This window comes from Prochlorococcus marinus XMU1419 (assembly GCF_017695955.1).
Classification (GTDB): domain Bacteria; phylum Cyanobacteriota; class Cyanobacteriia; order PCC-6307; family Cyanobiaceae; genus Prochlorococcus_A; species Prochlorococcus_A marinus_AD.
The window spans coordinates 87,079-99,692 of sequence record NZ_JAAORO010000001.1 but is presented as its reverse complement, the minus strand read 5'-3'; the positions used below and the strand labels follow the sequence as shown (position 1 = coordinate 99,692).

General features: G+C 31.2%; 17 protein-coding genes. 6 read left to right on the top strand and 11 right to left on the bottom strand.

Annotation, left to right across the window (positions count from 1 at the left end; all coding sequences use genetic code 11):
• Positions 1-9 precede the first annotated feature (9 nt).
• Positions 10-924: a YihY/virulence factor BrkB family protein gene (locus HA151_RS00505; protein ID WP_209105626.1), complete on the top strand. Its 915-nt coding sequence runs from the start codon at positions 10-12 to the stop codon at positions 922-924.
• Between the two features lie 11 nt (positions 925-935).
• Entirely contained in the window at positions 936-1,274 is a 339-nt protein-coding gene (locus HA151_RS00500) for a hypothetical protein (RefSeq protein ID WP_209105625.1), read from the top strand.
• Positions 1,275-1,279: 5 nt separating this feature from the next.
• Here the strand turns inward: HA151_RS00500 and HA151_RS00495 are convergent, their stop codons facing one another.
• The 3 genes from HA151_RS00495 to HA151_RS00485 all read right to left on the bottom strand — a co-directional run bounded on the left by HA151_RS00495 (position 1,280) and on the right by HA151_RS00485 (position 2,169).
• The gene (locus tag HA151_RS00495) at positions 1,280-1,426 is read right to left on the bottom strand and encodes a high light inducible protein (protein WP_209105624.1); all 147 of its coding nucleotides are present in this window, start codon (positions 1,424-1,426) and stop codon (positions 1,280-1,282) included.
• Positions 1,427-1,495: 69 nt separating this feature from the next.
• Positions 1,496-1,879, bottom strand: a complete 384-nt coding sequence (locus HA151_RS00490; protein ID WP_209105623.1) for a hypothetical protein — start codon at positions 1,877-1,879, stop codon at positions 1,496-1,498.
• A gap of 26 nt (positions 1,880-1,905) precedes the next feature.
• A complete protein-coding gene (locus HA151_RS00485; protein ID WP_209105622.1) occupies positions 1,906-2,169 on the bottom strand; it encodes a DUF2973 domain-containing protein in 264 nt (87 codons plus the stop codon).
• A 142-nt stretch (positions 2,170-2,311) separates the two neighbouring features.
• Here HA151_RS00485 and HA151_RS00480 point away from each other — a divergent pair, with 142 nt between their 5' ends.
• Positions 2,312-3,463 carry a trypsin-like peptidase domain-containing protein gene (locus tag HA151_RS00480; protein ID WP_209105621.1) on the top strand — a complete coding sequence of 384 codons (1,152 nt, stop codon included), beginning with the start codon at positions 2,312-2,314 and terminating at the stop codon, positions 3,461-3,463.
• Positions 3,464-3,468: 5 nt separating this feature from the next.
• Here the strand turns inward: HA151_RS00480 and HA151_RS00475 are convergent, their stop codons facing one another.
• Positions 3,469-3,612 carry a hypothetical protein gene (locus HA151_RS00475; RefSeq protein WP_209105620.1) on the bottom strand — a complete coding sequence of 48 codons (144 nt, stop codon included), beginning with the start codon at positions 3,610-3,612 and terminating at the stop codon, positions 3,469-3,471.
• 111 nt (positions 3,613-3,723) lie between these two features.
• Positions 3,724-5,349, bottom strand: a complete 1,626-nt coding sequence (locus tag HA151_RS00470) for an ABC-F family ATP-binding cassette domain-containing protein (protein ID WP_209105619.1) — start codon at positions 5,347-5,349, stop codon at positions 3,724-3,726.
• A 72-nt stretch (positions 5,350-5,421) separates the two neighbouring features.
• Between HA151_RS00470 and HA151_RS00465 the strand changes: the two genes are divergently transcribed.
• A complete protein-coding gene (locus HA151_RS00465) occupies positions 5,422-5,598 on the top strand; it encodes a hypothetical protein (RefSeq protein ID WP_209105618.1) in 177 nt (58 codons plus the stop codon).
• Here HA151_RS00465 and HA151_RS00460 read toward each other — a convergent pair.
• Entirely contained in the window at positions 5,576-5,806 is a 231-nt protein-coding gene (locus HA151_RS00460; protein ID WP_209105617.1) for a hypothetical protein, read from the bottom strand. The genes HA151_RS00465 and HA151_RS00460 overlap by 23 nt on opposite strands.
• Before the next feature lie 34 nt (positions 5,807-5,840).
• Positions 5,841-6,179: a hypothetical protein gene (locus HA151_RS00455; RefSeq protein ID WP_209105616.1), complete on the bottom strand. Its 339-nt coding sequence runs from the start codon at positions 6,177-6,179 to the stop codon at positions 5,841-5,843.
• 117 nt (positions 6,180-6,296) lie between these two features.
• Here HA151_RS00455 and HA151_RS00450 point away from each other — a divergent pair, with 117 nt between their 5' ends.
• A complete protein-coding gene (locus tag HA151_RS00450; RefSeq protein WP_209105615.1) occupies positions 6,297-6,599 on the top strand; it encodes a ribbon-helix-helix domain-containing protein in 303 nt (100 codons plus the stop codon).
• A gap of 6 nt (positions 6,600-6,605) precedes the next feature.
• On the opposite strand, the gene HA151_RS00445 is transcribed toward HA151_RS00450, so the two are convergent.
• From HA151_RS00445 to HA151_RS00430, 4 genes are read right to left on the bottom strand one after another with little or no spacing between them, the layout of a single operon-like run.
• Entirely contained in the window at positions 6,606-7,310 is a 705-nt protein-coding gene (locus tag HA151_RS00445) for a potassium channel family protein (RefSeq protein WP_011862125.1), read from the bottom strand.
• 18 nt (positions 7,311-7,328) lie between these two features.
• Complete coding sequence (locus HA151_RS00440) at positions 7,329-8,732, bottom strand: potassium transporter TrkG (protein ID WP_209105614.1); 1,404 nt, start codon at positions 8,730-8,732, stop codon at positions 7,329-7,331.
• A 4-nt stretch (positions 8,733-8,736) separates the two neighbouring features.
• A complete protein-coding gene (locus HA151_RS00435) occupies positions 8,737-10,545 on the bottom strand; it encodes an SLC13 family permease (protein WP_209105613.1) in 1,809 nt (602 codons plus the stop codon).
• Between the two features lie 49 nt (positions 10,546-10,594).
• Positions 10,595-11,788 carry an NAD(P)/FAD-dependent oxidoreductase gene (locus tag HA151_RS00430; protein WP_209105612.1) on the bottom strand — a complete coding sequence of 398 codons (1,194 nt, stop codon included), beginning with the start codon at positions 11,786-11,788 and terminating at the stop codon, positions 10,595-10,597.
• Positions 11,789-11,883: 95 nt separating this feature from the next.
• Here HA151_RS00430 and HA151_RS00425 point away from each other — a divergent pair, with 95 nt between their 5' ends.
• On the top strand, positions 11,884-12,606 hold the full coding sequence (locus HA151_RS00425) for a phosphoadenylyl-sulfate reductase (RefSeq protein WP_209105611.1): 723 nt from the start codon (positions 11,884-11,886) through the stop codon (positions 12,604-12,606).
• Positions 12,607-12,614: the final 8 nt, after the last annotated feature.

The window sequence follows — 12,614 nt, the reverse complement described above, 5'->3', positions numbered from 1 at the left end:
AAGATAAAAATGCAGCGCATCTCAACTTGGATACTGAAAAGTTTGTGGGGTGCTTGTGAGAGATGGAGTAAATCTGATTGCATTGATTTAAGTGCTGCATTTGCTTACTACACACTTCAATCATTTTTTCCAATTCTTCTAATTTCTCTTTCAATAGCGTCTTGGTTCCTAGGTAAACAAGAAGGTTTAGATCAACAAATAATTTCTATTGCAGCTCAACTTTTACCACCTTCAGTAGTTGAATTAGTAGAGACAACCTTATTTAATTTAATTGATCAAGGTTTTGGAGCAGGTATTCTAGGAGCTATGTTTTTGCTTTTTACAGCAGGAAATGCATATTTATCTCTACAAAGAGGATCTGATAGGCTTTGGGAGGATGAACTTCCATCTAAAAAAGTAAATGCTGCTTGGAGAGAACAAGCTTCAAGGTTTCTCCGAAATAGAGTTGAAGCATTTTTAATAGTATTTTTTATAGGTTTCTTAATGGTCTTGGATCAAATCAGTGCAAATCTTAGGATGATTCCAAGTAATGTTTTGGACAATATCTCAGAATCTAATAATTTAATTTCTAATTTATTACTAAAATTGCCATTATTACAAGTTGGTCAATTTGCAATACCACTTATTGGATTTACTTTAATGGCTCTTTTATTGCAAGGTCTCTTACCTAGTAGAAAAGTTCCTTTGATACCACTTTTACCAGGATCTTTTCTTATTGGAATTGGCCTAACCACATTGAACCTTGCCGTAAGTAAAAGCATTCTCTCTCTTGGAGCCAGGTTTCAAGCATATGGTTTTATTGGAGGTTTTCTTGTCCTTACTTTGTGGGTATGGCTATTAGGAGTAATTTTATATTTTGGACAGTGTTGGAGCGTTGTTATTGCTAGAATGTCATTATTAAATAAAAAAAGATACAAGAGATAAAAATAAATTCGATGAGTTATTTTCTTAAAGCTAATAAAAATTTGATAACTTACTCTTTAATTTTTTTATTAGTAATACCTATTTTTGGAATTAATTTTGTTTTGAGTTTCGTCGGTAATATTTTGATCCTCCTCTTTTTGATACCTCTTTTATTATTACTTTTAGTATTTATGGGTTTTAACTTTTACAAGTCGAAAATAAATACTTGTGATAATTGTGGATCGATCAACTTAGGAATTAGTGAATACTGTATAAATTGTGGTGGAGATTTAAAAAATGTAAGTAAAAATAAATTAAACAAAAAACCTGGTGAAAGTACTATTGAGATTAAAGCAGAGGAAATAAAATAAAAATTTTAACCTATACCAATTTGTCTAAGGATACTTTGTCCAGTAATTAGTTCAGTGCCTAGTCCAATCAAAATTCCAATCATTGCCATACGACCATTCCAGGTTTCAGCAAAATTAACAAAGCCAAATCTTTGTTGATTATCATCATTCATAATTAATTAAATTACTAGCATAAATATTTTAACGTTTTGAGGAAGAATTTATGATAAATAATAAATTAATTATTTGATATGTCTAACACCATCAACAGGTCTATACTCATCTCCAGTTAATTCCTCATATACAATTGCTGGCAATCCTGTCTCAAACATTGTTTGTAATGCTTCCTTTAACATAGGGTTCCATCCTCCAGTACTAACTTTCCCATGTCTTACTGTCCAATCCCATGTTCCTTGCAGATCTCTGGGTAACCTCCCTTCTCTATCTCTTCGAGCAACCAAGTCTAAAGATTCAACTAAACCAACAATAATTGGATTCTTTCCATAAGAAGGAGTTAAGCTTAGTTCAAGCCTAACAGGATCTTCTTTAACCATTTTTAATCTAAACCTTGGGGGTAACTTAAGAGATCTTATGACCGCTGATACAATTTTAGTTCTTAATTCCAATTTTTTTTTCCTAAATTTTTGTTCGTTTAATCAGTTGTTGAGCCCTTTTCTCCTAGGGAAGTATCATTATCATTTGAAAATCTTACTGTTAGTAACTCCTCCTCTGTTATATTTCCTGATTTATCAAGAAGTTCTGGATGTATTGTATATTTATTTTGTTTTAAATTTGATTTGTAAAAATCTTTTTTTGTAGTGCTAGAAATGCCCCAACCATTAGACATCACCTTAAAAGCTTTCCAAACTAAATAGGTTAGAGCTGCAGAATATATAATCGGAAATAGAAGAGTCATCAAACTTATAAATTAATTTGCTTATGATAGTCATCATAGCCTGAAAAAAAGAAAATTAGCTATTTTTAGTTAATAAGTTTTTCTCTTAAGTAAATTAATTTTTTTAGTAGTTATATTTAAATTACACAACTAATGTGTATTTATGTTTTCGAAAAAAATAAAAAAATCAAAATTGAAGATTTTCAATTATAAGCAAGTATTACTCTCCTCATTAATTGCAATAGGTTCTATATATCCGTCAAATGTAATATCCGAATCATTAACTGAAACAAAATATCATAAAGAAAATTTTTATTCAAACAAATCTTTCATAACCAAAGCCGTAGAAAAAACCGGTGCAGCTGTGGTGACAATTGATACTCAAAGATATGTTAAAAAAAGAAATTTTCCAAGAAATTCTCAACTATATCTAGACCCATATTTTGAAAGATTTTTTGGATTAGATTTGCCCAACGATAATCGACCAAGGATAGAGCAAAACCAAGGCAGTGGATTTATATTTGCAGATGGACTTGTAATGACCAATGCTCATGTAGTGAATGGCTCAGATAAGGTAATTGTTGGTTTGACTAATGGCAAAAAATTAAATGCTAAACTAATAGGCCAAGACTTTTTTACTGATTTAGCTGTTCTACAGATTAAAGGGAAAGGGCCTTGGCCAAAAGCAAAATTGGGCGATTCTGAAAAGATTAAAGTTGGTGATTGGGCTATCGCAGTTGGAAATCCATTCGGACTGGAAAACACAGTTACTCTTGGTATTATTAGTAATCTAAATAGAAACGTAAATCAATTAGGAATATATGATAAAAAACTTGAACTAATACAAACAGACGCTGCTATTAATCCCGGCAATTCTGGAGGCCCACTATTAAATAGCGATGGAGAAGTAATTGGTATTAATACGTTGATAAGATCAGGTCCAGGAGCAGGTTTGAGTTTCGCAATCCCAATTAATAAAGCTAAGGAAATTGCTTATCAACTTTTAAACAATGGGAAAGTAATACATCCTATGATTGGAATTAGCCTAATAGAAGAAATTAATGCTGAGAGAAAAAATAATGTAGTAAAAGTTGGATATGTAGTACCGAACAGTCCAGCTGAAGAAAGTGGAATTAAGATAGGTGATATTTTAATTAAAATAGGCAATAAAGATATTGAAAATGCATCAGACGTAATAGAACAAATTAGTAAAAATGGTACCAAAAAACAAATAGATATATTTTTGCAGCGTAAAAATAAGTTTATTAAATTAAAAGTAAGACCAACTGATATTACTAATCTACAAAAGAACTAAAAAATTTAATTATCATTCCTTTTAAGTATCTCCACACATCTAGAAATACATCTACCATCTTTCATATCACAAGAAGTAATGCATTCAAAATAACTTTCAATAGGATCAGAAATTTGAAATTGTTTTTCTTGGAAATCATAATTTTTCATTTAAATTATTAAAATCTATTTTTGTATTTTTAAGATTAATCAAGGACGGTAAACTATGTAAAGATAAATGAGTTATCTTACTTAGCCAATTGTAAATTTTATTAAAAGAAATCAAATTTTTTGGCTTTGAGTTTTTTCTAAAAAATATTCGTAATTACCATCATATGAAAATAACTTTGAATCTTTAATTTCAACAATTCTATTTGCAACCTTTGAAATAAAATACCGATCATGAGAAATGATTAATAATGAACCTTTATAATTTTTAATTGCTAATTCTAAGTTTTCCTTAGATTGCAGATCCAAATGATTAGTTGGCTCGTCCAAAAGAAGGAAATTACTAGGATTAATAATCATGAGCGCTAATGCTAATCTTGCCTTTTCTCCCCCACTGAGTTGTTTAATATATTTAAAAACGGTTTCATTTTGAAAGCCAAAACCTCCTAAAAATGTTCTAACTTTTTTTTGGGACCATTCCGGAGACTTATTAAATATTAAATCAATAACCCTTTCGTCAAGTGAAAGTGCTTCAGCCTGATTCTGTTCATAATAGCTAGTAATTATATTATGTTTACCAAGATTAATTTCTCCAATTTCAGGAGATATTTTTTTCATAATAATTTTAAGCAATGTAGATTTACCGCAGCCATTAGGTCCCAATATTGCTATTTTATCCCCAGAAGAAATCTTTAAATTAATATCTAAAAAAAGAATTTTATCCTCGAAACTATGAGACAAATTTTTGATATTTAGAACTAATTTTCCTGAGCGAGGGCACTCTGGAAAATTAAAAACAGGACTTTTTGATTTTGCTGTGGGAGCCTCAATTTTAGAAATCTTTTTTAATTGTTTTTCTCTACTCTTTGCTTGAGAACTTCTAGTTGCACTAGCTCTAAATCTATCTATATACCTCTTCTGTAAATCAATTTCTTTTTGTTGTAATTGATATGCCTTATTTTGTGATTCTTCATTCAAAGATTTCTGTTCGACAAAAAAAGAATAGTTCCCATTATATGTTTCAGATGTTCCTCTATCTACAAAAATTATTTTTTTACATAATTTATCCAAGAAATATCTATCATGGCTTATTATTATAACTGCAATCTTAAGCGATGACAGATATTCTTCCAACCAAAAAATAGTTTCTAAATCTAAATGATTTGTTGGTTCATCCAGTAAAAGTAAATCAGGTTTTTGTAAGATTATTTTTCCAAGTGCAACTTTCATCTGCCAACCACCTGAGAAATTGCCAACTAATTTATCAGCATCTTCTATAGAAAAGCCTAATTTTGGTAATATTTTTTCTACATCAGATTGCATTTTATAACCACCTAAAGCTTCAAATTTTGCTTGATATTTTGCGAGTTGATTAACAAATATTTCAAGTTCATCGGAATTTTTTTTTATATCCAATGATTTCATTTTATTCTCAATTTCTAAAAGTTTAATGGCAACAATTTGTATATCTTTAAAAGAACTTTCTAATTCCTGTCTCACTGAAAAATTCAAATTACAATCAAACTCTTGTTTTAAATGGGAAATTTTAGGATTTCCCTCTTTGATGATAGTTCCACTTGTTTGCTCTTCCTCTCCAATTAAAATCTTAAATTGGGTTGATTTACCTGCACCATTAGAACCAACTAAGCCAACTTTTTCTCCTTTCTTAATCTCCCAACTAATATTTTTTAAAACAACATCTGTTGAATAAATTTTGCTTACACCTTCAAATCTAATCACTGTTTTAAAAATAGAATTTACAAAATCTGTGGCTTATTTACTAAAAAATATTTTGTGGAATAAAATTAAACCATGAAAAGAATAGAACAAATTGTGGTAATTTTCATAGCTGCAGCTCTTGCAATTCCAAGTTATTGGTTTTTTTGGACTTTGGCTGGTGGAGGTGGCTACAACAAAAGAATAAAACCTATTCCTAATCCAAATAATAATTATTCGAAACCTTTTCCTAAAGACCGCCTCGAGCCTTGATTAACCACATTTTAGTTGCCTCATCATCAATGGTACCCAAATATTCAATAACCTCTTCTTTGGTCACAGAAATATTTAACTCGTTGCCAATATCGCATATTGTATCTAAGGCTTTTTTGGGATTAGTTAAGGCTGTCATAAAGAGACTTTGTTTCTTTTTGGAATCGTTGGCTATTAATTTATAGAGCTTCTCAGCGTTACTGGACATGTTTTTAAAATCTATTTATTAATAGATTATTACTTCAAGCTACATTTTGTTCATTATATTTATTAATAGATAAATCATTATCAACATCTTTTATCTCTTTTGCAGAGGCATCTGCCATACTTCTTGCGTCTAAACATAAAACTTTTCTTAGTTTCGCAAAGTTAGCTGCGTGAGATTTTCTACCATCTTTTTGAGCATAATACTCAGACTGCTGAAGAATATGGTGAAGATGAGTTAACAAATATGGACTAATTACAGCTGATACCAATACGTCACTATTTTCATTATCGTGAGAATCAGAATTAACCAATCTTTTTTTCGGTTTATCAATTATCGACCTTTTAGGAGAATCAATTTTTCTTGAATTTTTCATGGGACAATAAAACAATTAATTGATACGGACATAAATTTCCTTACTAATAATATACACAAAGATAGTATCCTTGACTAACTGTGTATACTAATAAGTAACAGTTATCAACTTTGACTCATGGCTACCCGTCAAAACTCAACTAATGGGAAGCCTAAATCTCCTAGAATTCAAGTAGTTCTTCCAGAATTAATATGCGAGCAACTTACTATTTTAGCCAGTAACGAATCTAGGACAGTTAGTAATATGGCAAAAGTATTAATACAAGAAGGTATAAAAAAATATTTCGAAAAAGAGAGTAAATCACCTATTTCAGAAAATAATTTAAATACTGATAAATTTAGAAACGAACTTGAAAAACAAAGCGTCAGAAGATTAAAAAGAGCTCCTCAAAGGATTAGATATTATAAAAATTCTGATTAAAAATAATTAATTTTGAGGCAATTTCTGTAAATCTACAGTTTTACCCATGACTACCAAAATATTGCCTCTTTCCAAAATATATTTTGCTGGAGGATTAACTGTTAACTCTTCAGCAGGTCCTGCAGCAAGAACATTTACTAAATAATTTTTTCTCAAATTTAAATCTCTTAAAGATCTTCCAATAAATTCCTCTGGAACAGTTATTTCATCTATACCAGTTTGATTATCAAGTTCTAATCTTTCGATTAAGTTTGGTCTTACTAGTTCCAAACCTAATCTTTCTCCTTGCATCCTAGATGGGAAAACAACTTTATCTGCACCTACTCTTTTTAACATTTTTTCGTGCAAGTCACTGGTAGCTCTCGCTATTACTCTTTTCACTTTGCTGCCTTCGCTGTCCTTTGCAATAAGAGTTGTAGTTATACTGGCTTCAATGGGTTCACTAATACCCACTACAACAGTATTCATTTCAAGTATTCCCGATTCCTTCATAGACTCTTCATCAGTACAATCTACTACTCTCGCTTCTATCGAAGGCTCTAATTGCCTTAAATCATCAATAGCTTTTTCCGAATAATCTGCAGCCAAAACATCTGCACCATTACTAATAAGTTCTCTGCAAACTGCGGTTCCAAATCTTCCAACGCCGACAACTGCAAAAGTGAGTGCTTCATTTTCTCTCTTTTGAGACCACTGCCACCAATCAGCCATAATAAAACTCAGTCAAACTTAAACATATAGATCAGCCCTAGGATAGCCAATTCTCTTTTGTCTATCTATTCTACTCTTATAAAGAGCCTGCCAAAGTGCACTTAAAAGCAAAAGGATACCAAGTCTGCCCACAAACATACCCACAATAAGAATAAATTGACCAAAATGATTTAATTTTGCAGTTAAACCAATATCAAAACCAACTGTTGCAAATGCAGATATGCAAGTGAACAGAATTTCTAGGAATGTGAATGATTCTTTTTTAACAAAAGTATTAGTTGTACTAAGCAACATTGCCATTAAAAGAACAAAAAGCAAAGATCCAACTGTGATTCCAACTGCCTTTAGGATAACTTTATCTGAAATTAATCTGTTGCTAATAATTACATCTTTCTGACCTCTTAAAGTTGATCTAGTTGCAGCCATTAAAGCAATAAATGTAGTTGTTTTTATGCCTCCACCAGTACCTCCGGTACTTGCTCCAATAAACATAAGCGTCATTAATAATAAAAGACCCGTATCTGAGATAGAGTTCAAAGAAATCGGAAAATTTGTAAAGCCTGCAGTTCTTGCACTTACTGTTTCAAAGACAGATGACATTAATCGTTCAAACAAATTTAAATCATTAAAAAATTGACTATTTAGCAATGATTCAGTAATAAAGAATCCTAATGATCCGAACAATATTAAAGACAAACTTGTCCTAATAACTAGTCTGGAATGAAGGCTTAATTTTCTATAAGAAAGATTTTTTTTATGACTCCAAATATCATCAATAACCCGCCAACCCAATCCACCCATAACAATGAGAAAAACAAAAACACTATTCACCAGATAATTTGTTCTATAGTCTTGAAGACTTTTTGACATTAATGAAAATCCTGCATTGTTATATGCAGAAATGCTGTGAAAAATCGAGGACCATAGTCTTTCCGAATTATTTTGAATGTCAACAAATCCAAAAAAATATAAGATAATTGCACCCAAGGATATGATACTAATCGCTGTGATAGCAATGCTTTGAAAAGTTCGACCAATTCCTCCAACTCCAAATTCATCTAAAGTCTTTCCTTTGTCTAATCTAGTTCTTAGCTTTGTCCCCTTGACAACAAACCCTTGTAAAAATGTTGTAATGGCCATTAATCCTAGACCACCTGATAAAAGCATAAAAGCCAAGAAAACTTGGCCAAAGAAATTTAAATCAACACCAATATCTATTATGGTTAAGCCAGTTACGGTTATAGCAGAAGTTGATGTAAAAAATGCCTCCCACAAACCAACCTTTGAAGATGAACATAATGGAGAGCTTAAAATTAAAGTTCCAAGACAAATAATAAACAAGCCTGTAACAATAGTAAATTGAGGTACAGAGAGCTTTTTGTAAGCATCTTTTAACTTATAAACCTTACTTGTGAATTTCACGATATTACCCGTAATTTAAAATTATCAATGCTGGCACAGTAAATGACATTATAAGTGTTAATCCAGCTCCGTATTTTGCGATATCAAAAAATCTATATCTTCCAGGACCATAAACCATTAAATTTGTTTGATAACCCATTGGAGTCAAGAAAGATTGACTTGCACCAAATAAAACAAGCATTATTAAAGCGCTTGGTGAAATTTCTAAAACATTTGAGAATTCAATAACAACAGGCAAAATCAAAGCAACCGAAGCAGCATTACTTATAAATTGCGTAAGAATAACTGTAGATACAAAAATTACGACAAGTGCAAAATAAAGAGGCATTCCATTAAGGGCAAAGTTTAGATTAACTGCAATTAAATCTGCTAATCCAGTTATCTGCATAGCTACGCTAAAACACGATAAAGATCCCAGCAATAAAATGACGTCTAATCTAATTGATTTTTGTATCTCTGCAGGTCTTAAACATCCACAAGCAACCATTGCAATCACTGCCAAAAGAACCGAACCTACTAAGGGAATATTAGAAACCGAAGGCAAAACCACCATGCCTATTGCAATTCCGATCGATATAGGTTTTTTTATCAAGAAAGGTAAATCATCTTCGAATTGGTCTAAAATAAGCAAATCATTACTAGATTGCAGACCTCTTATCGAATCTAACGGTGCTTGTAACAATAATACATCTCCAGCCCTTAAAACAGCTTGGCCTAATCTCTCCTGAACAGTTTGTTGACCTCTTCTTAGTGCCAAAACTGTTGCATTATGACGCTGCCTAAACCTTAATTCTCTCAGACTTGCACCAGCTAGAGTTGAGCCAGCTGGTAACAATGCTTCAAAGGTCTTGGTACCTTCATCATCCGAGAAAAAATGAACTCCATCGAAAGATGTTCTGTTCTCGCCTAACAGAATTGTATGTTCCTGCTGCAGCCTAAATAAGTCTGCCCTAGTAACGCGGATTATTAATCTATCATCCGGTTCAATCTTTCTATCAGCCAAAGGAGGAAGAATAACTTTCCCATTTCGTTGCAATTCTAGAACATCAACATCAAATCTTCTTTGCAATCTACTATTTCTGACAGATTGTCCAACTAATTCTGAAGTTGAGGGAATAGTAACTTCAGTAAAGTATATATTCATGTCACCATTTTTAATAAATTCTTTATCTCTCCCTCTATCTGGCAAAAGGATGTCAGAAACAAGAATCATATAAGTTGTACCTATAAGCCACACAGGAAGTCCGACTGAAGTCAAACTAAATAATTCCAAAGCTCCATAACCTAATTGTTGACTAATATCACTTACGAGAAGATTTACTGAGCTACCCAATAATGTCAAAGTTCCACCTAGCAAAGTAGCAAAAGAAAGAGGTAATAAAACTTTTGATGGTGATATATTTCTCCGCTCGCACCAACCTTCAATTAAAGGTAACAAAGAAGCTACTACTGGAGTATTAGGTACAATTCCAGATATTGGAGCAATCAAAAAAGCTATTAAAGAAATTAATTTCCTTGGCGTTCTAATACTTTCAGAAGAAATCAATTCTCTTACTCTATCTAAGGCACCACTTTTAAATAATGCAGAGGAAACTGCGAATAAACCCATAAGGGTAATTAAGGATGGGCTACCAAATCCAGCTAAAGCTTTTTCAGGAGAAAGAACTCCTGTAGATATAAATATTCCAACACATAACAATCCAGTCAATTCTGGCGCAATAGTATTTTTTATAAATAAAATTATTGACAATATTAAAACAACTACCGTTATAAACGCATCAAAATTATTACTAACTACTGCAATTAAATTCATATGAAACTTATTTAACTCAATATACCCAAAAACAATATTTCAAAAAAGTTTAATTCGGATTATCTTTTTTAAAAAACTGTTTAAGAATAGATTTTTTTTGGAATATCCATGAAGATGCAGATTTTAAGCTTTCCGTAATATCAGGCAACTTGGAAGCATATATAAGTCTTCTTGCCTCAAAAGCAAGTTTCCCAGAGAAAGTAACCCCAAGCCCAGAAATGGAAGCTTCGCCTATTCCTAAGCTAATCATTTCACCATTATCTTTAAATTCAAACGGTAAAGGATCCTTTCCATGAATTAAAAGTTGTAAATTATTAGCAAGATGATTTCCTTCCTGCATGGCGACCTGAGCAGTTATGGGTAAATCCTCCATTCCTTCAATAACTGAAATATCACCAATAGCAAAACAGTTTTTATAATTTTCTATCTGCAAATTTTTATTAACTAAAATTCGTCCAAATTTTTTTGTTATTTCATCAGTTTCTAAGTAAGACAAATTAGGTTTAACACCTGCAGTCCAAATAACAATATCTTTATCAAATGAAGTTATTCCAACATCACTAGTGATACTAATTTTAGTTTCTGAGACTTCTTTTACTGTGGAATTCAAAAGAACGTTAATTTTTCTTTTATCTAATGCATTCTCTGCTTGTTCTCTATTAAAAATTTTATTTTTATTGAGAATTTCATTTGATTTTTCTATTACATTAATATCAAATTGGTCTTTAAATAAATCTTTAATTTTGCATGCCAACTCAATGCCAGAGGGGCCACCTCCAACTATGAATAACTTTTTATGAAACGTAGCTTTTTGTGATTTATTAAAAAAAGATTTTAATTTATTTAGATCTTGAAAATCATTAAAAAAATAACAATTTTCATCTACACCTTTTATTAAAAAACTATTCGGAATAGATCCTGTACAGAGAGCAAGATATTGATAACTTAATTTTAAGTCGTCACTAAATTCAAGAATATTTTCTTTGAAGTTAATTTTAGTTAAACAATTTCTTAAAAAAGTTATACCTGCATTAGAAAAAATATTTGCAAATTTTGGTGTAGCTTCCCAACTTCTTATTTCTTTACTTAAGACTTCGTACATTAACGGTTTAAATATAAAGTTATATTCAGAATCAACTACAAGAATAGGTAAAGAGGGATTAAGTTTCCTTAAATTCAAAGCAAATGTCATACCTGCAAAACCTGCTCCAACTATTACTATTGGTTTTTGTATTGATTTCATTAGCGAAATATTGTTATGCGTAAATGTATTATTAAACTATACGAATAATTCTTAAATTGAGCGAAATAACATTCAACTCATAACCAAATTGAAGAATGATTGAAAACATACTTAAAGATATTCAACCTAAGTTAAGGAAATATAACCAAGAGCTAGTAGATATGAAGCCTCAAGAAATGCTTACTTGGGGTTATGAAAAGTTTGATAATCAATTTGCTATAACAACAAGCTTTGGCATACAGTCATCAGTTATCTTAGATATGGTTAGTAAATTATGTCTACAAAAAAAAATCAAAATATTTTGGATAGATACAGGATACCTGCCTCCAGAAACATACCACTACGCTGAAAAACTTATTGAAGATTTATCATTAGAAGTAGAAGTTCTTCAAAGTGAATTATCTCCAGCAAGAATGGAGGCTAAATATGGAAAACTTTGGGAAACAAATAAAGAGAGTGATTTAGATAAGTATCATGAGTTAAGAAAAATAAAACCCTTAGATAATGGGCTAGAAAAATATAATATTTATTGCTGGGCAAGTGGTGTTAGATCAAGTCAAACAGAAAATAGAAACAAAATGAAATTGATAGACGTAATTCGGCAAAGACTTTCTTTAAGACCCTTATTAAATTGGACAAATAAAGATATTTTTTATTATATGGAAGAGAATAACTTGCCTGCCCATCCACTTTTTATCAAAGGTTATTCTTCTGTAGGAGATTGGCATTCAAGCAGTCCCGATGGTATCCAAACAAAAGGAAGAGATACAAGATTTGGAGGGATTAAACAAGAATGCGGAATACATACTAATGATTAAATTAATCA

What these genes read in the sequence shown, in the direction of transcription:
- HA151_RS00505 (WP_209105626.1), top strand. Translation starts at nt 10, where the DNA reads ATGCAGCGCATCTCAACTTGGATACTGAAAAGTTTGTGGGGTGCTTGT.
- HA151_RS00500 (WP_209105625.1), top strand. Translation starts at nt 936, where the DNA reads ATGAGTTATTTTCTTAAAGCTAATAAAAATTTGATAACTTACTCTTTA.
- HA151_RS00495 (WP_209105624.1), bottom strand. Translation starts at nt 1,426, where the DNA reads ATGAATGATGATAATCAACAAAGATTTGGCTTTGTTAATTTTGCTGAA.
- HA151_RS00485 (WP_209105622.1), bottom strand. Translation starts at nt 2,169, where the DNA reads ATGACTCTTCTATTTCCGATTATATATTCTGCAGCTCTAACCTATTTA.
- HA151_RS00480 (WP_209105621.1), top strand. Translation starts at nt 2,312, where the DNA reads ATGTTTTCGAAAAAAATAAAAAAATCAAAATTGAAGATTTTCAATTAT.
- HA151_RS00475 (WP_209105620.1), bottom strand. Translation starts at nt 3,612, where the DNA reads ATGAAAAATTATGATTTCCAAGAAAAACAATTTCAAATTTCTGATCCT.
- HA151_RS00465 (WP_209105618.1), top strand. Translation starts at nt 5,422, where the DNA reads ATGAAAAGAATAGAACAAATTGTGGTAATTTTCATAGCTGCAGCTCTT.
- HA151_RS00460 (WP_209105617.1), bottom strand. Translation starts at nt 5,806, where the DNA reads ATGTCCAGTAACGCTGAGAAGCTCTATAAATTAATAGCCAACGATTCC.
- HA151_RS00455 (WP_209105616.1), bottom strand. Translation starts at nt 6,179, where the DNA reads ATGAAAAATTCAAGAAAAATTGATTCTCCTAAAAGGTCGATAATTGAT.
- HA151_RS00450 (WP_209105615.1), top strand. Translation starts at nt 6,297, where the DNA reads ATGGCTACCCGTCAAAACTCAACTAATGGGAAGCCTAAATCTCCTAGA.
- HA151_RS00445 (WP_011862125.1), bottom strand. Translation starts at nt 7,310, where the DNA reads ATGGCTGATTGGTGGCAGTGGTCTCAAAAGAGAGAAAATGAAGCACTC.
- HA151_RS00435 (WP_209105613.1), bottom strand. Translation starts at nt 10,545, where the DNA reads ATGAATTTAATTGCAGTAGTTAGTAATAATTTTGATGCGTTTATAACG.
- HA151_RS00430 (WP_209105612.1), bottom strand. Translation starts at nt 11,788, where the DNA reads ATGAAATCAATACAAAAACCAATAGTAATAGTTGGAGCAGGTTTTGCA.
- HA151_RS00425 (WP_209105611.1), top strand. Translation starts at nt 11,884, where the DNA reads ATGATTGAAAACATACTTAAAGATATTCAACCTAAGTTAAGGAAATAT.